The sequence below is a fragment of the Marmoricola sp. OAE513 genome (genome assembly GCF_040546585.1).
In the GTDB taxonomy this organism is placed as follows: Bacteria; Actinomycetota; Actinomycetes; order Propionibacteriales; family Nocardioidaceae; genus Marmoricola.
The window spans coordinates 195,466-218,998 of sequence record NZ_JBEPOC010000001.1; the positions used below are offsets into that span (position 1 = coordinate 195,466).

The following is a 23,533-nucleotide window of genomic DNA, read 5'->3' on the forward strand; positions in this document are numbered from 1 at the left end:
CGCATGACACTGAAGGCTCTGGGAGCCACCGTCCTGGTCGCGATGCTCGCCCTCACCGGCTGCGGCGGGGACGACTCGTCGGGCGGCGGCAAGCCGGTGGACGCGAAGACAGCGCTCGCCGGAGCGAAGAAGAGCTTCGACGACGCCTCCGGGGTGCACTTCACGATGTCGACCAAGGCGACGCCGAAGGGCGACGCCGTCCTCGGTGCCGACGGCAGCCTCACCGACCAACCGGCGTTCGACGGCAAGGTCAAGGTGGTCTACAAGGGCTTCGCCGCCGAGATCCCGGTGGTCTCGGTCGACGGGGACGTCTACGCCAAGCTCCCGTTCAGCGCCGCCTTCGCCAAGATCGACCCGGCCGAGTTCAGTGCGCCCGACCCCGCCGACTTCATCGACCCGAGCAAGGGCATCTCCGGGATCCTGCTCGAGCTCGGCGACGCGAAGCAGACGGACCGGACCCGCGAGGGCAAGGACATCGTCACCACCTACACCGGCACGGTCAGCGGCGAGCGGGTCGCGGGCATCATCCCGAGCGCCAGCAAGGACAGCGACTACCAGGCCGTCATCGGCATCGCCGACGACACGATCGTGACGCTGTCCATCACCGGGGACTTCTTCGACGGCGAGGACGCGGCCACCTTCAAGCTGGTCTTCGACAAGTACGGCGAGGTCGGCAAGATCAAGAAGCCGTGAGCACTGCGAACCGGTTCGCCGGCCCCCACGCGCTGCTCGGGCTGGCCGCGGTCGCGGTCGCCTTCGCGGCAGCCGACACCTACGTGGTGGTCCTCTCCCTCCCGGAGATGATGACCGCTGCCGGGCTGTCCGGCGAGGAGCTTCAGCGCGCGGCCCCGATCATCAGCGGGTTCCTCCTCGGCTACGTCGCGATGCTCCCGCTGATCGGTAGGATCGCCGACCTGCGCGGACGGTTGCCGGTGCTCACCGTCTCGCTCCTCGTCTTCGGTCTCGGCTCGCTGGTGACGGCGGCGGCGTACGACCTGCCGAGCCTGGTCACCGGACGCTTCCTCCAGGGCGTCGGCGGTGGCGGTCTCGTCCCGGTGACCCTCGCCCTGGTCGCCGACATCTACCCGGTGGAGCGTCGCGGAATCCCGCTCGGCGTGGTCGGGGCGGTCCAGGAGCTCGGGAGCGTGATCGGCCCCCTGTACGGCGCCGTGGTGCTCGCCTTCGGGACCTGGCGCGACATCTTCTGGATCAACCTGGCCGTCGGCCTCGTCCTCGCCGCCGGCATCTCGGCGCTGGGGCGCCGGCAAGCCGACGCTGATCACCCGCGGAGGCACGTCGACGCCATCGGGCTCGCACTCGCTGCCGCGTGGATCGCCGCGCTGCTCCTGGTCATGCTCCAACCTGACGCCCTGATCACCTCGGTCGACTGGGGCGGCCCGTTCGTGCCGTTCGGCGACGACGGGATCGCCGGCTCGATCTGGGCCTCGCAGGTCGGGCTCGTCGCGATCGGCCTCGGCGTGCTGCTGATCGGGTGGCTGACGCTCGGACGCCGGCCGTTCTTCGACGTACGGGACTGGTGGTCGACGGTCCGCCAGGCCGACCTGCTCGGGGCACTGCTGCTCGCCGTCGCGCTCGGCGGGGTGATCCTGGCGTTCGCCACCGCGAACCCCGAGGTCCAGGTCTTCTCCGACCAGGGCCCCTTCTACCTGGCTGCCTCAGCCGCAGCGGCTGCCGGGTTCGCGGTCCACCAGCGCCACGCCGCCGCTCCCCTGATCCCGCGGGGCGCCTTCGCCGCCCTGCCGGCCATCGGGTCGTTGCTGGTCAGCTTCTTCATCGGCGCGGCGCTCATCGCCGCTCTGGTCGACATCCCGGTCTTCGCCCGCCTGACGATCTACGGCGACTCCCAGGTCAAGGCCGCCCTGGTGCTGGTCGAGCTGCTCGTGGCCCTGCCGGTCGGGGCTCTGGTCGGCGGGTACCTGACCCGCGCGTTCCCGGCGACGCTGATCACCGCCGGGGGCATGGTCTGCGCGGCCGTCGGCTTCGGCCTGATGAGCCGGTGGGGCGAGGACGCCCTGGAGAACCATCTCGCCACCGGCGCCGTCCTCGCGCTCACCGGCTTGGGCTTCGGGCTCGCGCTGGCTCCCGTCAACGCGGCGCTGCTCGCCAGCACCGACGCCGCCGTCCACGGCGTCACCAGCGCCATGCTCGTGGTGAGCCGGATGGTCGGCATGCTGATCGGGATCTCTGCCCTGACAACGATCGGCCTGCGCCGCTACTACGCGGTCGCCCAGAGCGTCGACGAGGTCTGCGGGGAGGGCAGGGGCCTGTGCGACAAGTACCAGGACCAGCTCGGGGACGCCGGCATCGCCCAGCTGCACGCGATCTTCGTCGGCGCCGGCATCAGCGCGGTCGTCGCCGGGCTCCTGGCGCTGGTCCTCTTCCGCGGAGCGCAGACGCGGAACGCGGACACCCCCCTGGTTGGATGGGGGGCGTGAGCACCGAGGCGCTCGAAGCGCTCCCCTGCACCGAGGCCACCACCGCGGCCGGCGAGGCCCTGATCGGCTCCGCCCCCGGTGCGATCGCCTGGGTGTGCCTGGAGCAGAACGGGCCGTGGGGAGCGAAGGCGTGGACCGATTCGCACCTCGACGCCGAGCTGGGCGCCCGGATCGAGACCGTGGCGGGCGCGCACGGAGTACGGCCCTCCCTGATCCGGCGCCCCGGCCGCACCGCCGACACCGGAGCCGACGAACGCGCCGTGCTGATCGGCTACACCCACCCGGACGGGTCCTGGCTGCTGACCGGCACGATCAGCTCCCCGGCGGTCCTCCTCGACCTCGACTGGGCCTCTGTCGCCGCTGGTGACCTGGCGGCAGTGCACGGCTCCGTGCCGTCGCTGGAGCCGACCACCGAGTCACACCTGCTGGTGTGCACCAACGGCACCCGGGACACCTGTTGCGCCCGGCTCGGGCGACCGGTCGCGGCGCACGCCCAGGCGTCGTACCCGGAGCGGGTCTGGGAGGTCACGCACACCTCGGGGCACCGGTTCGCGCCAACCACGGTGTTGCTGCCGTCCGGGACCCTGCACGGAAGGGTCCTCGACGCGACCCCGCTGCTCGCCGCGGCGGACCGCGGCGAGCTCGAGCTGACCGGTTACCGTGGCCGTTCGACCTGGTCGGCCGGCGCCCAGGTCGCCGAGGACCACGTACGCCGCACAGAGGGCATCCTCGGGATCGACGACCTCGTCGTGGTCCCCGACGTCGACGCCTGGACCGTCGAGCACCGCGACGGTCGTCGCTGGTGGGTGGCGGTGCGGTCGTACGAGTCGGGCGAGACCCGGCCCGAGTCCTGCGGCAAGGTCGCCAAGCCGGTCCGGCTGTTCGAGGCTCGGACCGTCAGCAGGTCCTGAGGCCGGTCAGCTCGGGACCGGCACGACCAGCGGGGTCGGGTTGGGGGTGGTGGTGCCCGCCGTGGGCGCCCCCTGGCCGATGACGCCGCTGTTGCCCAGCTGACCGAACTCGTTCAGGCCCCAGCAGAACACCTGGTTGGCGTTGTTGCGCGCGCAGGTGGACTGGCCGCCGCCGTCGACGGTGGCCCACGTGCCCGCACCGACCTTCGCCGGAGTCGCGTTCGCCGTGGTGTTGGCAGCCTTGCCGAGCTGGCCGCTCTGGTTGCGACCCCAGCAGAAGACCGTGTTGTCGGTCGTCGTCGCGCAGGTGTGGTCTCCTCCCGCGGAGACCTGCTTCCACGTCGTGCCGCTCACAGCCGACGGGGTCGGGTTCTCGTCGAACGGCGACTCGGAGGCCGCCTTGCCGAGCTCGCCCCACCCGTTCTGGCCCCAGCAGGACAGCGTGTTGGTGGTCGTGGTCGCGCAGGTGTGGAACTCGCCCGCCGAGACGCTCGCCCACGTCGTGCCCGCGACCTGCAGCGGAATCGCATTGGGGTCGCCGGACCCGGCGTTGGTCGCGTTGCCCAGCTGCCCGAGGGTGTTGGAGCCCCAGCACTTCAAGGTGCCGCCGGACTGAACGGCGCACGCGTGGTCGGCGCCCACCGTGACCGAGGTGGGCGAGGTGACGCCGGCCACCGTCGTCGGCGTCGGGTTCGGGGTCAGCGAGCCCGAGTTCGCGGCGCTGCCGAGCTGACCGGCGTAGTTCAGGCCCCAGCAGGAAGCGTTGCCCGCAACGATGCCGCAGGCAGACTCACCGCCGGCGGCGACGCTGGTCCAGGTGCTCGCAGCACCGACCTGGGTGGGCGTCGGGTGCGGCGCCTGCAGGTCGGCATTCGGCGCCACACCGATCTGTCCGTAGGTGTCGCGTCCCCAGCACCACAGCGTTCCGGGCTCCTGGATGCCGCAGGTGAACCCGTCTCCGACGGAGACGCTCATCCACGTCGCCGACCCGACCCGCGTCGGGGTGGCGTAGGCGTTGCCCGTCTCCACTCCGGTCGGGTTGCCGAGCTGGCCGTACCGGTTCTGGCCCCAGCAGTACAGCGACTTGTCCGTGCCGATCGCGCAGGTGTGCACCTCCCCCGCACTGACGGCTGCCCAGCCGGCGGGTGGCGCCGCCGGCTTCGCGGAGGCGGGAGTCGACTTCGCGGACTCGTTGCCGCTGGTGTCGATGCTGGTGACAAAGAAGTAGTAGGTGGTGCCGTTGCTCAGCCCGCTCACCGGGAGGGTGAGCTCGGTGACCGGGTTCGGCGTGAGCAGGACCGGGTTCGCGTCGCCGGCGCTGGCACCGCGGTAGACCTTGTAGCCGGCGAGGTCGGCGGCCGAGACGGCCGACCAGCTGACCTGGGCGGTGCCGCTTCCGGCGGATGCCTGGACGCCGCCCGGGACCGGCGGCGGGGTCGTGTCGGCACCGGGCTGGGGCGTGGCGGACGCAGGCGTCGACTTGCCGGACTCGTTGCCGGCGTTGTCCACGCTGGTCACGAAGAAGTAGTAGGTGGTGCCGTTGTTCAGCCCGGACGCCGCAAACGAGGTCGCGGTGATAGCCGAAGGCGTCAGCAGCGTCGGGTTGGGGTCGGCAGCACTCGTGCCGCGGTAGACCTTGTAGCCCTTGAGATCGCTCGCTGCGACCGCGCTCCACGAGACCTGGGCGCTCGCAGTTCCAGCCTCCGCCGTGACCCCTGTCGGGACAGCAGGCGGCGTGGTGTCGGCCGGTTCCACCGGCTTCGCGCTCGCCTTCGTCGAGAACGCGGACTCGTCACCGGCCTTCACGCTCGTGACGGCGAAGTAGTAGGTGACGCCGTTCGTCAGCGCCGTCGCGTTGTAGCTCGTCGCGCTGATCGGGTTCGAGGTGAGCTTCGTCCACGCGGCCGGTGACGCGTTGGGGTCCGTCGAGCTGTAGACGTTGTAGCCGGTGAGTCCGGGCGTGGTCACGGCGTTCCAGCTCAGAGCCGCACTGGCGTTGCCGGGCGTCGCCTGGAGGTTCGTGGGGACGGGGAGCGACACGGTCACCTCGACCGGAGCGGAGGACACCGCAGGCGCGCCGTCCGAGGCCAGGGCGGTGACGCGGAACGTGAAGGTGCCGGGGGTCTTCAGCGTCATCGGGAAGTTCACGACGCCCGCGGAGGTCTGGAACCGCTGCGGCGTCACCGCGACCCAGGAGCTCCCGTTCGGCTTCTGCACCACGACGGCCCGACCGATCCGGGCCGGCTCGAACTTGCCGCTGATCGTGAACGAGGCGTCCTGGTTGACGACGGACGGCGCGGTGACGGTGGCCTTCTGGCCGACCGTCAGCACGCTGCGACCACCGGAGACGAGCTTGCCGTACTTCTTGCCCTTGATCTTGGTCTTCGGGGCGAGCACGCGCAGGACCGTCCTGGACCCGGCCTTGGTCGGCGGCTTGTAGCCGAACTTGTACGCGCCCTTGCTCGTCGTCTGGCTGCGGACGACGGTCACCCAGGTCTTCCCGGACTGACGCTGGAGGACGACCTTGCGCACCTTCTTCTCACCGATCGTCCCGCCGACGTTGATCGACTCACCGCCGATCACGGAGCCACGCGAGAGCGTGATCGAGACGGCAGCGTTGGCCGCGGAGATCGGGACCAGCCCGAGGAGCGCGACCAGGGCCACGAGGATGACGGCCTTGGTAGACCTAGAGAGCCCGGACATCGGCTGACCTTCCCGAAACGACGACGACAGCACCACCCTGCCGCCTGAGTTCCCAGACTGACAAGTTCTGGAGGTCACCGGGTGCGGTGACCGCCTCTTGGACAGCGCGATGTCGACCGGTTCCGTTACTCCACTAACCTGCAGGCGTGAGTTCAGACTTCGACGACCTGCTTGCCGCGAACCGCGAGTTCGCCGCCCACTTCGATCTCGCCGGCTTCGACGGCGTCGCCCATGCCGGGGTCGCCCTCGTGACCTGCATGGACTCCCGGATCAGTCCGCTGCACATGATCGGCCTGAAGCCGGGCGACGCCAAGATCTTCCGCAACCCCGGAGGTCGCGTCACCGAGGCCGCCCTCGAGGCACTCGTGCTCGGTGTGCACCTGCTCAAGGTCCAGCGCATCCTGGTCATCCCGCACACCCGCTGCGCGATGGCGTCGGCCACCGAGGACCAGCTGCACGAGCGCGTGACCGCGTCGGCCGGTCAGGACTCGACGTGGCAGCCGTTCCACGTGATCGCCGACCAGGCGGCCGCGCTGCGGCACGACGTCGCCAAGGTGAAGTCGCACCCGCTGATCCCCGACACCGTGCCGGTCGGCGGCTTCCTGTACGACGTCGACTCCGGTCTGCTCGACCAGATCGTCTGAGCCGGGTCTAACCAGCCCGACCCAGGCGCTCGGCGCACGCGGACAGCTCGTCGCGCGCCCGGTCCAGGTCGGTCGTGTCCGACATCGCCAGCACGACCCGGGTTGCTCCTGCCTGCGCGAGGCGCTCCACCTTGCCCTCGTCGATCCGGGTCACGAGGTGGCCCAGCGAGAGCTCGAGCGCCTCGGGGTCCCGTCCGGCCTCCTCGGCGCTGCTGGCCATCAGGCGACGGAGCTCGACCAGCTCCTCCCCGGCGACGCCGAGCGGTTGCAAGCCGTCCCCCAAGCGTCCCGCTCGCCGCGCCGCAGCCCGGGTGTGGCCCCCGACGTGGATCGGGATCGAGCGCTCACCGGGCGCCGGCCGGCAGACCGCGTGGGCGAAGGAGAAGAACTCCCCCTCGTGCGTCGTCGGCTCGCCGCTCCACAGGGCGCGGAGCACCTCGATCTGCTCGTCGGCGCGACGCCCGCGGGTCTCGAAGTCGACACCGCACGCTTCCACTTCCTCGCGCATCCAGCCCATCCCGACGCAGAGCCGGAACCGACCGCCGGAGAGCGCGTCCAGGGTCGCGATCCGCTTGGCCAGCACGACCGGGTGGTGGTTCGGCAGGACCAGGACCCCGGTGGCCAGCCCGAGGGTCGTCGTCGCACCGGCGAGGAACGAGAGCAGCTCCAGCGGGTCCGGGACCGGGCAGTCCGCCGCCAGCTCGACGCGGCCCGACGCGTCGTACGGGTAGATCGAGGAGTACTCCGAGAGCATCACCGCGTGCTCGACCGCGACGAGCGAGCCGAAGCCGCAGGCCTCGACGTGCTGGGCGAACGGAACCATCCAGGCGGGGTCAGCGGTCGTGGTCGCGCCGACCGGAGCGATGACGTCGAATTCCATGGGCCGACCGTAGCGGTCTGCGCCCGCGTTCAGCGGGCGTTCGTCGGGTCGAACGGCAGCACCTTGAAGACCGGCCGGGACTCGACGAGCACGAGGGTCAGCGAGCGACGGGTGAACCGCCAACCGTCGTCGGTGCGCGCGCAGCGGTCGTCGTACACGAGGTGCCAGACCCAGGTCAGCGGTTCGGGTCCCGCCTCGACGTGGTGGGCGATCGCCGTCGTACGGCCGGAGGCGCCGTCGCCGTCTGCCTGCCAGACGCTGCCGGTCAGGTGATGCACGGTGCGGGCGAACCGGCCGATGCGGCTGACCGTCTCGCGGATCGCGTCCCGCCCTGCCCGGTCGACGACCGGCTCCATCGAGTGCGGCGGATCGGGGGTGACCAGGACGCCCCCGAGCGTGAACTGCTCGGCGACGCCGTCCCAGTCGCGGCTGTCGGCCGCGGCGGCGTACCGGGCGGTGAGCTCGACCAGGTCCAACCGGTCGGCCGGGGTCAACGCGCTCACGCCTGCTCCCCGGTGAGGTCGCCGGCGAGCTTGGGGGCCCAGATCACCTTGCCGAGGAAGCGATCAGCCTCGGCGTGCGTGGCCAGCCACGCGATGACCGTGCCGGACGCCGCCGGGTCCGCGGACGGGAAACCCCCGGTCTCGCCGATGTTCTCCGCTCCGCCGCGCACTCGACCCGACTCGGTGACGACGAAGCCGGGGTCGACGTTGAAGGCACGGATCCCGCGCTCGCGGTACTCGGCGTTCACGGCACCGGCGATCCGGCCGAACGCCGCCTTGGACGAGGAGTAACCGAGACCCCAGCCACCCGCCGCCGGACCTGCCGGCGGGTCGTACGTGGCCGAGCTGGACGCCATGTTCACGATCGTGCCCCGACCACGCTCGGCCATCGGCGCGAGGACGGCGCGGGTGAGCGCGAGCTGGTGCAGGAAGTTGCCCTCCCAGCTCCGCCGCAACGAGTCCTCGGTCAGGTCGTCGAAGGACTGCTGAGGCTGGTGCACGAAGGCGTTGTTCACCAGCAGGTCCAACGGCCCCCAGGCCTCGTGCACCTGCGCAGCGGCCGCCAGCACGCTGGCCCGGTCGGTGAGGTCCATCGGCACGGCCAAGCACGCGGCGCCCGCAGCACGTACCTGCTCCGCCGTCGACTCCAGGCTCCCGGGTACGGCGAGCAGCTCGGTGTCCGCGCCGCTGACACGCGGCGCGACCGTGCCCTCCCCCTCGGCGACGGTGCGTCCCGAGACCGCGACGTCGAAGCCGGAGCGCGCCAGGACGAGCGCGGTCTGCAGACCGATCCCCCGGGTCGCCCCGGTCACGAGCGCCGTCGGGCGCGAGGAGGAGTTCATGCCTGCAGTCAACCGCTCTGTTGCTCAGACGAGCAGGGGGTTCACCAGCGGGTAGTAGCCGGACGCGTGCCCGGTCTTGTTCGGGTGGTAGCTGTCCGAGACCGGGTTGGACAGGCCGTTGAGCCACTCCGGGCTGTCGCAGACCGCGTGCCCGACGAACCGGCTCGTCGGGTTGGCGAAAGTGAAGCCCTTGCTCGAGGCCTGCGCCGAGATCTTGGAGTTGATCAGGTCGGCCATCGCGTTGAGGCGGGTCTCCTCGGCCGGGCTGAAGAACGTCCCGGCGTTGCAGTCCTCGCCGTTGAAGATCCGCGGGTAGCCGACCACGACCACCTTGGCGTTCGGCGCCTTCGACTTGATGCTCGCGTACAGCGTCGAGAGCGAACTGGGGAGGGTGCCGTTGATGTAGGACTGCGCGGTGTCGATCTTGCCGTCGCAATTGCTGGCCCACCCTGGCTTCGCGCACTCGGTCAGCACCGAGGAGAAACCCGCGTCGTTGCCACCGACCGAGATCGTCACGAAGCGGGTCGTGCTGGACAGCGCGCTCAGCTGCGTGCTGGTGACGTCGGAGACCTTCGCTCCCGAACAGGCCTTGAACGTGAGCGCGTAGCCGCGGTTCGCCGCGATCAGCGACGGGTACGCCAACGTCGAGCGCTGGCAGGACGTGCCGTCGCTGATGTAGCTGCGGGTGCCGACCCCCGAGGCGTAGGAGTCGCCGAGCGCGACGTACGACGCCCCGGCCGCGTGCGCCGGTTGCGCCACCAGCAAGGCGGTGACCAGCAGTGAGAACGAGGCCAGTGCGGCCAGGACGGCAGAACGGGTGCGGTGAGTCATCCGAGGTCTCCTAGTGCCCGAGGGATCACCCCACGTGACCCGGATCACACTCAAGCGCGTCGAGGCGGCGGTGTCCAGCACCGGTCGTGCGACGCTGGGTCGATGGCAGCCAGCCCTGAGGCCCGACGCAACCTCGTCCACCCGGGAGTCGTCCTGCTCAACCTGGTCCTGGCGATCGCGATCGCGACGGTGATCAGCTTCCAGTTCCTCGTCTGGTCGGCGACTGACACGCAACCACCGCAGTGCGCGAACAAGTACGGCAACGAGGTCAGCTGCTCGCTCGAAGATTCCTCGAACGGGATCTACCTGGCGACCATCGTCGGGATCTTCGTGTTGCTCTGCGTGGCCGCGGTCCTCGTACGACGTCGCCGCAGCAACCGCATCTCGTAGCGCAGGAACCACACCAGCATGAACGCCGTGCTGACCTGGTTGAACGCGTGCAGCGCCCACAGCGGTCCGGCCGGCAGGCTGAACACGTAGACCGACTGCACCACGTTTCCCACGTTGGCCAGGACCAGGTTTCCCAGGCTGTACGACGACAGGTCCCGGGTCCGCAGCGCCTTGCCGAGCATCGGCAGCGTGCTCGACGCGAAGATTACCGTCGCGGCGATCCCGGCGAGCACGGGCAGACTGGTCACGTTCATGCTTCCACGCTAGGAAGCGCGCACGGGTCGCCTCATCGGGCGAACGACCCATCCTCCGATGGGCGCGTATGGGTCATGAGTCTTGGTCGGTCGCGTCACCCGAGAACGAACAGGTTCAGCGAGGAGCTCACACGTCGATCGCGTCCTGATCAACTTCGTACGCCCCGGCCACGATGAAGTCCTTGCGCGGCGCGACGTCCGAACCCATCAGCAGCTCGAACACCTCCGCCGCGCGCGCAGCGTCGTCCGCAGTGATCCGGCGCAGGGTCCGTTGGCGCGGGTCCATGGTGGTCTCGGCCAGCTGGTCGGCGTCCATCTCGCCCAGACCCTTGTAGCGCTGCACCGGGTCCTTCCAGCGGACGCCCTTCTTGGTGAGCTCGGCGAGCTTCCGCTGCAGCTCGGGGTCGGAGTACGTGTAGACGTACTTGTCCATGCCCTTCTTCGGGTTGGACAGCTCGATGCGGTGCAACGGCGGTACGGCGGTGAAGACCCGGCCCTGGGTGACCAGGTCGGGCATGTACTTGAAGAACAGCGTCGCGAGCAGGCAGCGGATGTGCGCGCCGTCGGAGTCGGCGTCGGCCATGAAGATGATCCGGCCGTACCGCGCGGCGTCGACGTCGAACGTCCGACCCGATCCCGCGCCGACCACCTGGATGATCGAGGCGCACTCGGTGTTCTTGAGGACGTCGGCGACCTGGGCCTTCTGGACGTTCAGGATCTTGCCGCGGATCGGCAGCAGCGCCTGGAACTCGGAGTTGCGCGCGAGCTTCGCCGTGCCGAGTGCGGAGTCACCCTCGACGATGAAGAGCTCGGACCGCTCGACGTCGTTGGAGCGGCAGTCGGCCAGCTTGGCCGGCAGCGCCGAGGACTCCAGGGCGTTCTTGCGGCGCTGGGTGTCGCGCTGCTGCCGTGCGACCAGCCGGGTCTTGGCAGCGCCGGCGACCTTCTCCATCACGAGCTTGGCCTGGGCCTTCTCGACGCGCTTGGTCGAGGTCAGGAACTTCTTGAGCTCGGTCGCGACGACCTTGCGGACCACCGACCGGGCGGCCGGCGTACCGAGCACCTCCTTGGTCTGGCCCTCGAACTGCGGCTCGGCGAGCCGGACGGTGACGACGGCGGTCATGCCCTCGAGGACGTCGTCCTTGATCACGTCGGCGTCGTTGACCTTGAGCACCCGCCCGGCGCGCATCGCGTCGTTGAAGGTCTTGGTCAGCGCGGTCTCGAAGCCGGAGACGTGGGTGCCGCCCTTGGGGGTGGCGATCACGTTCACGAACGAGCGCATCTCGGTCTCGTAGCTGGTCGTCCAGCGCACCGCGACGTCGACGGTCAGCTCGCGCTCGACGTCCTGCGGAGTCATGTGGCCCTTGTCGTCGAGCAGCGGGACCGTCTCGGTGAACGTGTCCGCACCCTGCAGCCGCAGGACGTCGGTCACCGGCTCGCCCTCGGAGAGGAACTCGGCGAACTCCGAGATGCCGCCGGCGTGCTTGAAGCTCTCGACGACAGGCTCGGCACCACGCTCGTCGCGGATGACCAGCTCGAGGCCGGGGACGATGAAGGAGGTCTGGCGGGCGCGGCCGATGAGCCCCTCCAGCTCGAACTTCGCGTCCTTGGTGAAGACCTGCTTGTCGGGCCAGAAGCGGATCCGGCTGCCGGACTTGCCCTTCGCAACCCGCGCTCCCTTGCGGGACAGACCAGACCCCGGGATGAAGTCCGCCGTCGGGCCGTCTCCGGCGAAGGTGCCCGGTACGCCGCGCTGGAAGCTCATGCCCTGGACCGCCGGCGACCGCTCGACGTCGATGTCCATCCGCGAGGACAGCGCGTTCACCACCGAGAGACCGACACCGTGCAGGCCACCGGTCGCGGTGTAGGAACCGCCCCCGAACTTGCCGCCGGCATGCAGCTTGGTGGCCACCACCTCGACCCCGGGGAGGCCCGTCTTGGGCTCCTTGTCGGTGGGGATGCCGCGACCGTTGTCGTGCACCTCGACCGAGCCGTCGGGGTGCAGGATGACCTCGACCTTGTCGGCCGCGCCTGCCAACGCCTCGTCCACGCCGTTGTCGATGATCTCCCAGAGGCAGTGCATCAGACCGCGGGTGTCGGTCGATCCGATGTACATGCCGGGGCGCTTGCGAACCGCCTCCAGACCCTCGAGAACGAGCAGGTGCTGGGCGTTGTAGGTGTTGTCGGCCATCTCACCGGAAAACCTACAAGGTCACGAACCTACAAATTCCGCGCAACACCGAGGCGTTGCTGCCGATGATTGTTGGTGAGGTGGGTAACACTCGTCACAACCTCTCGTCTCGCGAGTAGAAAAGGGCCGAGAGGGAAGTAAACGGCATGGTTTGATGTTGAGCCCGATGAGACTCAATGGCGAGGAACTTCTCAGCACTCCCCCGAGTTGAACAGGCACCGGCAGAAGGAAAGAGAGGCCAACGTGACTACTGCGACAGCCCCGAGTGAGACCCCGTTGACGGCGGTCGACCGTTGTGACCGTTGCGGCGCGCAGGCGTACCTCCGGGTATCCCTCCAGGCCGGCGGCGAGCTTCTCTTCTGCGCCCACCACGCGCGCGAGCACGGCGACAAGCTTCGTGAGATCGCGTCGCACGTGCACGACGAGACGGCCAAGCTGGCAGCAACGCCCGCGAGCGCCGCGGACGACGAGAGCTGACAGCTCCGCTCAGCTGATGCGATGCCCCGGTCCTCGACCGGGGCATCGTGCTTTCTCCGCTGGTCCGCCTGCCCTCCCCGACTGAGAGACTTCCGCCGTGGACTCGCTCGACGCCTTCTTCCTCCTGGGAATCGCCCTGGGCTTCGTCGGCATCCTGCTGCCGTTCATGCCGGGATCGATCCTGATCGCCTTCTCCGTGCTGTTCTGGGCCGTCCTGGTCGACGAGCCCGCGGCGTGGGGTGCCTTCGCCGGGAGCCTGGCATTCCTCGTCGCCGGCTCCGTGGTCAAGTACCTGCTGCCAGGCAAGCGGCTCAAGGACAGCGGTGTCCCGACCAGCACCCTGCTGCTCGGAGGCGCCCTGGGGCTCGTCGGGTTCTTCGTTCTCCCCGTGATCGGCCTCCCGATCGGGTTCGTGCTCGGCATCTACCTCTCCGAGCGTGGGAGGGTCCCGCAGGAGTCGGCCTGGCCCGCGACCAAGGCAGCGCTCAAGGCGGTCGGCCTCTCGATCCTGATCGAGCTGGTCTTCGCCGTCCTGGCGACCGGGGCCTGGCTGGTCGGCGTGTTCGCGACGTGACCGTCGCTCTCGCGCTCGTCGCTGCCGTCCTCTACGGCCTGTCGGACTTCATCGGCGGGGTCGCGTCGCGGCGTACCTCCGTGTGGCCGATCGGATTCCTGGCCTGCGTCGGCGGTACGGCGGGCGCCGTCGTGATCGCGCTGTTCGACCCCGGCGACCCGACCCGGCCCGACGTGCTGTGGGGCCTTCTCGCCGGTCTCGGCAGCGGCACCGGCACGGCGTTCCTCTACCGCGGCCTGGCGTCGGGTCGGATGGGCGTCGTCGCGCCGGTCTCCGGACTCGGCGCCGTCCTGATCCCCCTGGCCGTCGGCGTCCTCGGAGGCGAGCGCCCCGGGTGGATCGGTTGGATCGGCATCGTCCTGGCCCTGCCCGGCATCTGGTTCGTCTCCCGCGAGGAGACCGCCGCGGCTGACGAGGGGGCCCGCAGCGGACTGCTCGACGGCGTCCTGGCGGGCGTGGGCTTCGGGTTGTTGTTCGCCGCACTCGGACAGGTCGGCGACGACGCCGGGTACTGGCCGCTGGCCGGTGCCCAGGCGATGTCGATCGCCTCGCTCGTGGTCGCTGCACTGCTGCTGGGCGGCAACCCGGTCCCCCGCGCTCGCGCCGACCTGTGGGGGCTCCTGCCCGGCTTGCTGGCCACCTGCGCCGTGCTGTTCTTCATCCTGGCCACCAACGAGGGCCTGCTCAGCATCGCGGCAGTGATCACCTCGCTCTACCCGGCATTCACGGTGCTGCTGGCGATCGCGGTGCTGCGGGAGCGTGTGCACCGCACCCAGGCGTTCGGGTTGCTGCTGTGCACCGCCTCGGTCGTCTTCGTGTCGCTTCCTTGAGCCGCCCGACACACCCGCCACGACAGTTTGGACAGTTGTCTAAATAATCTAGGAACCTGTTCTACAGTCGGCGCATGACGCTTCAGATCGACGACGCAAACCGGGTCCGCACCCTCATCCTGGACCGGCCGGACGCGCTCAACGCCTTCAACGAAGCCCTGTACGACGCCACCGCGCAAGCGCTCCTCGACGCCGCCGCGGACCCGTCCGTCGCCGTGGTGCTGCTGACCGGTGCCGGGCGTGCGTTCAGCGCGGGCACCGACCTGCTCGAGATGCACCAGCTCGCCACCAACCCGGACTTCGAGCGGGGCGAGCACGGCTTCCTCGGCCTGCTGGATGCGCTCGTCGCGTTTCCCAAGCCACTGGTCTGCGCGGTCAACGGCTTGGGCCTCGGCATCGGCGCGACCATCCTCGGGTTCGCCGACCTCGCCTTCATGTCGACCACCGCCAAGCTGAAGTGCCCGTTCACCAGCCTCGGCGTCGCCCCCGAAGCGGCCTCCAGCCTGCTGTTCCCGCAGCTGGTCGGACGCCAGAACGCCGCCTGGATGCTGCTCTCCGCGGAGTGGGTCAGCGCCGCCGAGGCCAAGGACATGGGCCTGGTCTGGCGGGTCTGCGAACCCGAGGACCTGCTGCCGGAGGCGCGCAAGCACGCTGAGCTCCTCGCCGCCCGCCCGATCTCCAGCCTGGTCGCGGTCAAGCGCACGATGACCGAACCGATCCGCGCCGAGATCGCCGCCGCCCGCGAGCGTGAGAACGCCTGCTTTGCCGAGCTCATGGGCGGCCCGGCCAACATCGAGGCGCTCACGGCGTTCGCCGAGGGCCGCCAGCCCGACTTCACCAGCCTCCCGGAAGGGTGGTGACCCCGGTGGGCACCGAGTTCAACCTCGCGCAGGTCTTCTCGACCGTCGCTGCCGTCGTCCCCGACCAGGAGGCCCTGGTCTGGCGCGACCGCAGGCTCACCTACGGCGTCATGGACGCGCGCATCTCCGGTGTCGCCCACTACCTGGCGTCCCAGGGCATCGGACGGCACACCTCCCGCGCCGACCTCGCAGGTCACGAGATCGGCCAGGACACCGTCGGGCTCTACCTCCGCAACGGCAACGAGTACCCGGAGGCGATGCTCGCGGCGTACCGGGCCGGCGGGGCGGCGTTCAACATCAACTACATGTACGTCGAGGAGGAGCTGATCTACCTCCTCAACGACGCCGCACCCACCGCGCTCGTCTTCCATGCCGAGTTCGCGCCCCGGGTCGCGGCGCTGCTGGACAAGGTGCCCTCGCTGCGGGTGCTGATCCAGGTCGCCGACGAGACCGGCAACGCCCTGCTGCCCGGCGCCGTGGACTACGAGACCGTCGTGAGCACCCCCGCCGTACCGCTGCCCGAGCCGCTCGGCGAGGACGCCTTCCTGCTCTACACCGGCGGCACCACCGGCATGCCCAAGGGTGTGATCTGGCGCCAGCACGACATCTATGTCGCCGCCATGGGCGGACGGCCGTTCGGTTCTCCCGACCCGTTCACGTCGTACGACGAGATCGCCGAGGCGGCGCGCAACGCCGGCGGCGGCATCCGGCTGCTGATGACCGCGCCGTTCATGCACGGGGCTGCCCAGTGGTCGACCTTCCACATGTTCACCGGTGGCGGTCGCGTCGTGCTGCCGGACAACATCATGAACATGGACGCCGTCGACTGGCTGCGCACCACCGAGCGCGAGGGCGTGATGAGCATCCCCGTCGTCGGCGACGCGATGGCCCGCCCCCTGATCGACGAGATCGAGCGCGGCGACTACGACCTCTCCGGACTCGCCGCGATCAACAACGGTGGCGCCCCGATCTCCCCCACCGTGCGGCACCGGATCCACGAGGCGCTGCCGAACATCCTCATCCTCGACGCGGTCGGCTCTTCGGAGACCGGCATCCAGATGAACCACTACTCCGCAGCCGGCGCCGAGGCGGAGACCGCGGTCTTCAACCCGGAGGCCGACACGACCGTGGTCGACGACGCACGCAGCCGGGCGCTCACGCCGGGCGAGGGTGGCGGCTGGCTGGCGCGGCGCGGCCTGGTGCCGCTGGGCTACCTGGGCGACGCCGAGAAGACCGCGCGAACCTTCCCGGTCATCGACGGCGTCCGCTACTCGGTGCCCGGTGACCGTGCCGAGCTGCTCGAGGACGGTCGGATCCGGCTGCTCGGGCGCGATGCGGTCACCATCAACTCCGGTGGCGAGAAGATCTTCGCCGAGGAGGTCGAGCGGGCGCTGGCCGCGCACCCCGACATCAGCGACGTCATCGTCGCCGGGCGCCCCTCGGAGCGCTGGGGCAGCGAGGTCGTCGCGATCGTCGCTCTCCGCGAGGGCAGCACGGCCACCGACGAGGAGCTGATCGCCGAGGCAGCCCACCACGTGGCCCGGTACAAGCTGCCGAAGGCCATCGTCCGCCGCCCCTCGATCGCACGGTCGCCGTCCGGGAAGGCCGACTACAGGTGGGCGAAGGAGCAGGCCGCAGCCGACTAGGCAGAGGACCTTGGTCTCCAAACGGACGACCCCTTCGCGCTACAGACCCGACCCGTCCGCGGGCCTAGCGTGAGCACCAGGGAGGAACCGAGCGAGCGCGTTCTCCCGGACGCGCCCACCTCGCCCAGCGCCCCGCACGGCATGCCCAGGCAGTGCGGGGCGCTCTGGTGTCCGCGCGGTCACCCGGACGCGAATCGGCCGGGTGGTACAGCCCACACGACCGAGATACCGGTTTCGAGGATTTCTGGCATTTCGGGCACGTAGTGTCGTCATGACGCACCACCCCCAGCGTGCGCCACCGCCGCCCCGCTTCTCGTTCCGGACCCCCATTTGGGCGAGAGCAGCGGGGCGGCACTCGCGTCTCCGAACGGATTTTCGAGACTGGAAACGGTCCAGACCAGAACGTGAACTCGCCGTGACACGGTCGCAGAGCCCACAGATGTTCACTACCGTTCGGCACGTAGTGCTACCGGTCCACCGTCCATTGCCTTCTCACGGTTTGGAGGGACTGAGCTCGCGGGTCTGCCCGTGAGATCGAGTGGGGGCACGACTTTCAGGACCGCCCGGCCAGCGTGAACTGGCCGGGCGGTTTCTGCGTCGGCGTACGACGGGATAAATGGCGTGCCCGGGCCCGCGGGCGTGTGGTTGATTTGTCCGATGCGCTTCTCGACGTACGCCGACCTGGCTCGCAACCGGGTCGTACGTCGGATCCTCGTCCTCGGGCTGTTCGTGCGCATCCCGATCTGGGCCGCTGGCGTGGTCTTGACCCTGCACGTGGTCGACCACCTCGACCTGTCCTACGGGGCCGCCGGCGCCGTCGACATGGTGTACTCGCTGGCGCTCGCGATCAGCAGTCCCTGGCGCGGCCGGCGCCTGGACCGGATCGGCCTGCGGGCCTCGCTGGTGCCCTCGATCGTGGTGATGACCGTGTGCTGGTCGATCGCCCCGTGGGTCGGTTACTGGCCGCTGCTGGTGCTCGTTGCGGTGGGCGGGCTCTTCATGATGCCGACGTTCTCGATCGTGCGTCAGGTCCTCATCGGCGCTGTCCCCGACGCCCAGCGCACGGCAGTGCTGTCGGTCGACTCGGTCGTCGTGGAGTTCTCCTTCATGATCGGGCCTGTGCTCGGCGTTCTCGGGGCGGTGTACCTGCCGACGCCGATCGCCCTTCTCGGTTTCCAGCTCTTGGCGGTCCTCGGTGGGATCGCGCTCTGGATCGAGAATCCGCCGCTGGGGGTCGACCCGTCTGAGAACGACGGCAGCGCCAAGCCGCGGGTCCGCGAGTGGCTGTCCCCCGCGGTCGTCGGGATCCTGCTCATCGCGGTGACCGCGACCGTGATCCTCACCGGCGAGGACCTCGGCACGATCGCTGCGATGCGCGAGATGGGTCATGCCAGCTCCATCGGTTGGGTGCTGGCACTGTGGGGACTCGGGTCCGCCGTCGGCGGCATCGTGTACGGCGCCCTGCACAAGCACCCGCCCGCCAGCATCCTGCTGGTGCTGCTCGCCGGGTCGACCACGCTGGTGGCCTTCGCCGAGGGCCGGTTCCTGTTCACCGTCGCACTGTTCGTCTCCGGCCTTTTCTGCGCTCCGACGATCACCGCCACCATCGACGACCTGACCCGGGCGGTGCCGGCACGCGTGCGTGGCGAGGTGATGGGCTGGCACGGGTCGGCGCTCACGCTCGGTGGTGCAGCCGGTGCTCCGATCGTCGGCTTCGCCGTCGACCACGGCGGCTGGGAGCGCGGCTTCGAGGTGGCCGGTCTGGTCGGGCTGGCGATGGCCTTGGCCGGCTTGGTGCTCCAGGCCGGCAGGAGCCGCCGGGTGGCTGAGGTGACGGACTCGCCGGACAGCGTGCCCGAGGCGGAGCTGGGTACCAGGACGCCATGAGCCTGCACCCCGACGAACCGAACGAAGGTCCCCTGACCGAGCCGGATCAGGACCCGGTCCCGCCCGGCGAGGACCCGAGCGAGGATCCTGCACCAGAACCTGACCTCGTCTAGGTTCAGCGCGGCAGCAGCTTGTTGCCGGTCCGCAACGCGTTCCGCTTGAACCGGTCCGCCAGTCGACCGAGCGACTCGGCGACGGCTCCCCGCTCCGGCATGTCAAGGGTGACGGCATCGCCGACCCGCACGGTGCCAGGGTCGGCCACCTCGGCGTACACCCCGAAGCAGCGGTCGCCGTGCTGGGAGATCGACCGCACCACGGCGGGGTCGGCCGATACGCCGGGCTGCTCGCGCAGGGGCACCGTGCACCGGACGGTCGGAATCGCGATCGCGGCACTGACCCCGCCCGCGTGCAGTGTTCCGCCGATCCAGTCCTGCTCGGCGAGCCCCTCGACATCGGTGTCGACGACGATGTTCGGCCGGAAGCGGCGTACGTCGAAGTCCCCGCCGTACGTCGCCATCGTCCGCAGGCTCGCGGTCGTCACGACGTGCAGCGGGTAGGCGTCGGCGAAGATGCCGATCGGCGTGGCGTAGATCGACAGCTCGGCGAGCTTGCGCAGCGGGAACATCGAGAGGTCCGGCAGCGGTTCGTCCTCGGCGATGCCGAACTGGCCGCGGATGTCCTTCTTCGACGCCAGCACACCTCGGTACGCCGCCTTGTCGTGCAGCGGTGGCAGCGGGACGAGCGCGACGTGCTTGCCGACGAGCTCGGTGAGCCGAGCATCCATGCTGTCCCGGTCGACGCTGCTGATCTGCGTGCCGTCCGGGAAGGTGACGACGACGTCGGCGACGTCGCCCGGCCCGACCCCCGAGGCCGGCTCCTCGACGTACCGGGCCGAGCAGCCCAGCAGCTGCGGCAGTCGCCGCGCGGTGGTGACCGCATCCAGCTCCAGGTCGCGCACTGCCCACATCCGGTCCGCGTGCAGGGCGCGGCGGTCGACAGCGGCGGTGTCGAGCGACTCGCCACCCATCGACTTGACCGGGTAGCGCCAGAGCTCAACGACGGTGCCGACGTTCATGGCCGGAGCCTAGTACCTACGGCTCGCGCGCCCCGCGTCAAGCGCCCCACAGCGCCGCCACGTGACGACTGTCGGTGCCGCAGCACCCGCCGAGCACGGTGACCGACGGCACCTGCGTCCGCAAGGTGTTCGCAGAGGACGCCAGCACGCCGAGGTCGCCCGCGTCCAGGACTTCCATCTCGTCGAGCTCGGCGTGCGACATCGTGGACGCGTTCGGCCGGAAGAACTGGAGAAGCTCCTGCCAGGCGCCGCCGTCCAGCGCTGGCAGCACGTGCGTCGGGTGCGCGCAGTTCACGCCGTACCAGTCCGCCGGAGCTTCGTTCTCCAGCCGGTTCAGCGTGGCCTCGAGCGTGCTGCCGTCGGGCAGCAGTCCGTCGGTCTCGACGGTGAACGAGACGGCCACCGGCAGACCTGAGTCCCGGGCAGCGCGCACCACCCCGATCCCCTCGGCCGGCCCGGTCATCGTCATCGCGTGGATCAGGTCGGTTCCGGCAGCAGCGAAAGACCGCACCTGCGCGGCGTGGTACTCGGCTGCTTCGTCCGGGTCCTCCCCGCCGGCCAGGTACCCGTCGCCCCGAGGGCCGACGACCCCACTGATCAGAGACCGGTCGAGCCCGGACGCCGTCGCAGCAGCACGCGCGAGATCGACCGCGGCACGGTTGGCTCGGTCCAGGCCGCCCACGTCGTAGCCGAGCACCTTCCCCCAGTCGGGGTTCGCCCGCCAGGTCGGCGTCTCCAGGAGCAGACCGGCGCCCGCTCCACCCGCAATGGCTGCGTAGTCGGCGTAGTAACGCCTCAGCAGCGCGGCGCCGTCGGCGTCCTCGACGAGCGGGAACGAAGCGAACTCCGGGAGATCGACCCCGTGGTTGAAGATCAGGTCGGTCTCCAGGCCACCGTCGGTCACCCAGCCGGAGCCGGCGAGCAGGTCAGAGCCCGCCACGGCCGCTGCAGACCTTCATCTCGGGCACCTCTCGATCAGGCTCCCCACCCGGGCACGACGGTACGCCGCGGCTTCCGAACCTGTCTACGAGGAGACGAGCAGCCGGTTGATCAGTCCAGGTAGTCGCGCAGGACCTGCGAACGGCTCGGGTGCCGCAGCTTCGACATCGTCTTCGACTCGATCTGACGGATCCGCTCGCGCGTGACGCCGTAGACCTTGCCGATCTCGTCCAGCGTCTTGGGCTGACCGTCGGTCAGACCGAAGCGCATGCTGACGACGCCGGCCTCGCGCTCGGAGAGCGTGTCGAGGACCGCGTGCAGCTGCTCCTGCAGCAGCGTGAAGCTGACCGCGTCGGCCGGGACGATCGCCTCGGAGTCCTCGATCAGGTCGCCGAACTCGGAGTCGCCGTCCTCACCCAGCGGGGTGTGCAGGGAGATCGGCTCACGACCGTACTTCTGGACCTCGATGACCTTCTCGGGGGTCATGTCGAGCTCCTTGGCGAGCTCCTCGGGCGTGGGCTCGCGGCCCAGGTCCTGGAGCATCTGCCGCTGGACGCGGGCGAGCTTGTTGATGACCTCGACCATGTGCACCGGGATGCGGATGGTGCGAGCCTGGTCGGCCATGGCGCGGGTGATGGCCTGACGGATCCACCAGGTCGCGTACGTCGAGAACTTGTAGCCCTTGGTGTAGTCGAACTTCTCGACCGCACGGATCAGACCGAGGTTGCCCTCCTGGATCAGGTCCAGGAACAGCATGCCGCGACCGGTGTAGCGCTTGGCCAGCGAGACCACGAGTCGCAGGTTGGCCTCCAGCAGGTGGTTCTTGGCCCGCTTGCCGTCGTCGGAGATCCACTCCAGCTCGTCGAGCATCTTCGGGCTGATCTTGCCGCCCTTGGCCAGCTTCTCCTCGGAGAACAGTCCGGCCTCGATCCGCTTGGCGAGCTCGACCTCCATCTCGGCGTTGAGGAGGGGCACCTTGCCGATCTGCTTGAGGTAGTCCTTGACCGGGTCAGCGGTCGCACCGGCGACCATGACCTGCTGGGCAGGCTCGTCGGTCTCGTCGGCCGCCGAGACGGTGAACGCCGACTTCTCGTCCTCGACGATCGTCGGGTCGGCCGCGACGTCGGCCTCGAACTGCTCGTCCGAGACGTCGGGCAGGACCTTCTTGCCGTCAGGACCGATGACCGCAACAGCCTCCTCCACAGCGGCGGCCTTCTTCGCGGCGGACTTGGCCGGAGCCTTCTTCGCCGGAGCGGCCGTCTTGGCGGGGGCGGCCGTCTTCGCTGGCGCAGCGGTCTTCGCCGCAGCAGCCTTCTTCGCGGACGCAGCCTTCTTCGCCGCAGGAGCCGCCGCCTTGGTGGCCGGGGCCTTCTTGGCTGCGGGCTTGGCGGGAGCCTTGTCAGCAGCCTTGGCGGTGGTCTTGGCAGGTGCCTTCTTCGTCGCGGCCGGCGAAGCCTTGGAGGCGGACTTCTTGGTCGCGGTGGACGAGCTCGAGGACACGAACTACCTCTCGGTCAGACTTGATGAATCGTTGCTCGGGCGCGGCAAAGCCCGTACCTGTCAACAGCCGCCCGGTCATTCTGTCACGCCGGTGCTGAAAACCACGGATCGGGACCCCGAACGGCGCGAGCAGGGCTAGCCAGCCTTGGCGGCGGCCTTCTTTTCCTTCTTGTAGTCGCGCACCTTCTGCAGCGACGCAGGGTCCACGACGTCGGCCACCGACCGGTACCCGTCAAGGCTGTAGTCACCCACCGCCTTCTCCCAACCCTCGGGCCGTACGCCGACCTGCTTGGCCACCAGAGCGGTGAAGATCTGAGCCTTCTGCTTGCCGAAACCGGACAGCGCCATCACCCGCTTGACCAGGTCGGCACCCGAGGAGGCCTCCGTCCAGATCCGGGACGCGTCACCGCCGTAGATGTCGACGACATCCCTCGCAACAGCCTGGATCTTGGTCGCCATCGACCCCGGGAACCGGTGCACCGCCGGCGTCACCGCGCACAGCGCCGCGAACTCCTCGGGGTCGGCCGCTGCGATGGTGGCGGGGTCGAGAGTCCCGAAGCGGTCGAGCAGCTTGGCAGGACCGCGGAAGGCGTGCTCCATCGGGTACTGCTGGTCCAGCAACATTCCAAGAAGAACAGCAAAGGGCTCGGAGTTCAGGACGGCGTCCGCGTGCTCGTCCCCGGTGATTGCCAGCTTCATGGGTTCAGCATGCCTCACGCCTGAACCGCGCGGACGCACGGATCTGCTGAGATCCGGGCCTACTCCCGCCGAAGGTGCCGGAGGAAGAAGCGACCGGCATCATCCGCAGCATGTGGCGGGACGCCGGTGTGGCCTCCTAGGTTCGCTTGGAGCGTCTTCTCCGCCGAGCCGAACGCATCGAACAGGTCGAGCGCCATTTGCCGGTCGTTCCCGCGGTCGTCCCACTGGAGCAGGAGATGTAGGGGGATGGTGACCCTCCGGGCTTCTTCGACGATTCCTCTCGATACGAAGCTGCCGGCGAACAGGCCGGCCGCCACGATGCGTGGCTCTACCAGCGCCGCTCGGACACCGATGGCCGTGATGCCTCCCGAGATGCCCACCGGACCCCCGATCTCGGGCAGCGCTAGAGCACTGTCGAGGAGGGCTCGCCACTCGGGGACA

General features: G+C 69.7%; 23 protein-coding genes. 11 read left to right on the forward strand and 12 right to left on the reverse strand.

Translation table 11 applies throughout. From position 1 onward, the window contains the following. Positions 1-3: 3 nt before the first annotated feature. From ABIE44_RS00975 to ABIE44_RS00985, 3 genes are read left to right on the forward strand one after another with little or no spacing between them, the layout of a single operon-like run. Positions 4-693: an LppX_LprAFG lipoprotein gene (locus ABIE44_RS00975; protein WP_209713479.1), complete on the forward strand. Its 690-nt coding sequence runs from the start codon at positions 4-6 to the stop codon at positions 691-693. After that, positions 690-2,456 carry an MFS transporter gene (locus ABIE44_RS00980; protein WP_209713477.1) on the forward strand — a complete coding sequence of 589 codons (1,767 nt, stop codon included), beginning with the start codon at positions 690-692 and terminating at the stop codon, positions 2,454-2,456. Before ABIE44_RS00975 ends, ABIE44_RS00980 begins: the two co-directional genes overlap by 4 nt. Then, complete coding sequence (locus ABIE44_RS00985; RefSeq protein WP_354437734.1) at positions 2,453-3,367, forward strand: ferredoxin family protein; 915 nt, start codon at positions 2,453-2,455, stop codon at positions 3,365-3,367. The genes ABIE44_RS00980 and ABIE44_RS00985 overlap by 4 nt, the downstream gene beginning before the upstream one ends. Positions 3,368-3,373: 6 nt before the next feature. On the opposite strand, the gene ABIE44_RS00990 is transcribed toward ABIE44_RS00985, so the two are convergent. Next, positions 3,374-6,070 (reverse strand): fibronectin type III domain-containing protein, encoded by a 2,697-nt coding sequence (locus ABIE44_RS00990; protein ID WP_209713473.1) that lies wholly within the window; start codon positions 6,068-6,070, stop codon positions 3,374-3,376. 146 nt (positions 6,071-6,216) lie between these two features. On the opposite strand from ABIE44_RS00990, the gene ABIE44_RS00995 reads away from it, so the two are divergent. Then, positions 6,217-6,714: a beta-class carbonic anhydrase gene (locus ABIE44_RS00995; protein WP_209713471.1), complete on the forward strand. Its 498-nt coding sequence runs from the start codon at positions 6,217-6,219 to the stop codon at positions 6,712-6,714. A gap of 7 nt (positions 6,715-6,721) precedes the next feature. Here ABIE44_RS00995 and ABIE44_RS01000 read toward each other — a convergent pair whose 3' ends face one another. The 4 genes from ABIE44_RS01000 to ABIE44_RS01015 are packed head-to-tail and all read right to left on the reverse strand — an operon-like array spanning position 6,722 to position 9,770. Then, positions 6,722-7,594: an LLM class F420-dependent oxidoreductase gene (locus ABIE44_RS01000; RefSeq protein WP_209713469.1), complete on the reverse strand. Its 873-nt coding sequence runs from the start codon at positions 7,592-7,594 to the stop codon at positions 6,722-6,724. 29 nt (positions 7,595-7,623) lie between these two features. Further along, positions 7,624-8,097 carry a nuclear transport factor 2 family protein gene (locus tag ABIE44_RS01005; RefSeq protein ID WP_209713468.1) on the reverse strand — a complete coding sequence of 158 codons (474 nt, stop codon included), beginning with the start codon at positions 8,095-8,097 and terminating at the stop codon, positions 7,624-7,626. Further along, a complete protein-coding gene (locus ABIE44_RS01010) occupies positions 8,094-8,939 on the reverse strand; it encodes an SDR family NAD(P)-dependent oxidoreductase (protein WP_209713466.1) in 846 nt (281 codons plus the stop codon). Before ABIE44_RS01010 ends, ABIE44_RS01005 begins: the two co-directional genes overlap by 4 nt. 24 nt (positions 8,940-8,963) lie before the next feature. Beyond that, positions 8,964-9,770 carry an SGNH/GDSL hydrolase family protein gene (locus ABIE44_RS01015; RefSeq protein WP_209713464.1) on the reverse strand — a complete coding sequence of 269 codons (807 nt, stop codon included), beginning with the start codon at positions 9,768-9,770 and terminating at the stop codon, positions 8,964-8,966. A 102-nt stretch (positions 9,771-9,872) separates the two neighbouring features. Here ABIE44_RS01015 and ABIE44_RS01020 point away from each other — a divergent pair, with 102 nt between their 5' ends. After that, positions 9,873-10,160 (forward strand): hypothetical protein, encoded by a 288-nt coding sequence (locus ABIE44_RS01020; protein WP_209713463.1) that lies wholly within the window; start codon positions 9,873-9,875, stop codon positions 10,158-10,160. Here the strand turns inward: ABIE44_RS01020 and ABIE44_RS01025 are convergent. Then, positions 10,073-10,414 carry a hypothetical protein gene (locus tag ABIE44_RS01025; protein ID WP_209713461.1) on the reverse strand — a complete coding sequence of 114 codons (342 nt, stop codon included), beginning with the start codon at positions 10,412-10,414 and terminating at the stop codon, positions 10,073-10,075. The two genes, ABIE44_RS01020 and ABIE44_RS01025, sit on opposite strands and share 88 nt — an antisense overlap. Positions 10,415-10,541: 127 nt before the next feature. Beyond that, positions 10,542-12,605 (reverse strand): DNA gyrase/topoisomerase IV subunit B, encoded by a 2,064-nt coding sequence (locus ABIE44_RS01030; protein ID WP_209713459.1) that lies wholly within the window; start codon positions 12,603-12,605, stop codon positions 10,542-10,544. Positions 12,606-12,848: 243 nt separating this feature from the next. Here ABIE44_RS01030 and ABIE44_RS01035 point away from each other — a divergent pair, with 243 nt between their 5' ends. From ABIE44_RS01035 to ABIE44_RS01060, 6 genes are all read left to right on the forward strand, one after another. Then, the gene (locus tag ABIE44_RS01035) at positions 12,849-13,082 is read left to right on the forward strand and encodes a DUF7455 domain-containing protein (RefSeq protein WP_209713458.1); all 234 of its coding nucleotides are present in this window, start codon (positions 12,849-12,851) and stop codon (positions 13,080-13,082) included. 97 nt (positions 13,083-13,179) lie between these two features. Further along, positions 13,180-13,656, forward strand: a complete 477-nt coding sequence (locus tag ABIE44_RS01040; protein WP_354437735.1) for a DUF456 domain-containing protein — start codon at positions 13,180-13,182, stop codon at positions 13,654-13,656. Further along, positions 13,653-14,486 carry a DMT family transporter gene (locus tag ABIE44_RS01045; RefSeq protein ID WP_209713456.1) on the forward strand — a complete coding sequence of 278 codons (834 nt, stop codon included), beginning with the start codon at positions 13,653-13,655 and terminating at the stop codon, positions 14,484-14,486. Before ABIE44_RS01040 ends, ABIE44_RS01045 begins: the two co-directional genes overlap by 4 nt. A gap of 74 nt (positions 14,487-14,560) precedes the next feature. Then, positions 14,561-15,346 (forward strand): enoyl-CoA hydratase/isomerase family protein, encoded by a 786-nt coding sequence (locus tag ABIE44_RS01050; RefSeq protein WP_209713454.1) that lies wholly within the window; start codon positions 14,561-14,563, stop codon positions 15,344-15,346. A 5-nt stretch (positions 15,347-15,351) separates the two neighbouring features. Continuing rightward, positions 15,352-16,992, forward strand: coding sequence for an acyl-CoA synthetase (locus tag ABIE44_RS01055; RefSeq protein WP_209713453.1), 1,641 nt, complete (start codon positions 15,352-15,354; stop codon positions 16,990-16,992). A 657-nt stretch (positions 16,993-17,649) separates the two neighbouring features. After that, positions 17,650-18,879 (forward strand): MFS transporter, encoded by a 1,230-nt coding sequence (locus ABIE44_RS01060; RefSeq protein ID WP_209713451.1) that lies wholly within the window; start codon positions 17,650-17,652, stop codon positions 18,877-18,879. Between the two features lie 115 nt (positions 18,880-18,994). Here ABIE44_RS01060 and ABIE44_RS01065 read toward each other — a convergent pair whose 3' ends face one another. From ABIE44_RS01065 to ABIE44_RS01085, 5 genes are all read right to left on the reverse strand, one after another. Further along, positions 18,995-19,954 (reverse strand): MOSC domain-containing protein, encoded by a 960-nt coding sequence (locus ABIE44_RS01065; protein ID WP_209713449.1) that lies wholly within the window; start codon positions 19,952-19,954, stop codon positions 18,995-18,997. Positions 19,955-19,991: 37 nt separating this feature from the next. Continuing rightward, complete coding sequence (locus tag ABIE44_RS01070) at positions 19,992-20,894, reverse strand: homocysteine S-methyltransferase family protein (protein ID WP_209713447.1); 903 nt, start codon at positions 20,892-20,894, stop codon at positions 19,992-19,994. Between the two features lie 110 nt (positions 20,895-21,004). Next, a complete protein-coding gene (locus tag ABIE44_RS01075; protein ID WP_209713446.1) occupies positions 21,005-22,393 on the reverse strand; it encodes an RNA polymerase sigma factor in 1,389 nt (462 codons plus the stop codon). Positions 22,394-22,528: 135 nt separating this feature from the next. Further along, entirely contained in the window at positions 22,529-23,092 is a 564-nt protein-coding gene (locus tag ABIE44_RS01080; protein WP_209713444.1) for an HhH-GPD-type base excision DNA repair protein, read from the reverse strand. Between the two features lie 59 nt (positions 23,093-23,151). Then, on the reverse strand, positions 23,152-23,472 hold the full coding sequence (locus ABIE44_RS01085) for a hypothetical protein (protein ID WP_354437736.1): 321 nt from the start codon (positions 23,470-23,472) through the stop codon (positions 23,152-23,154). Positions 23,473-23,533 lie beyond the last annotated feature (61 nt).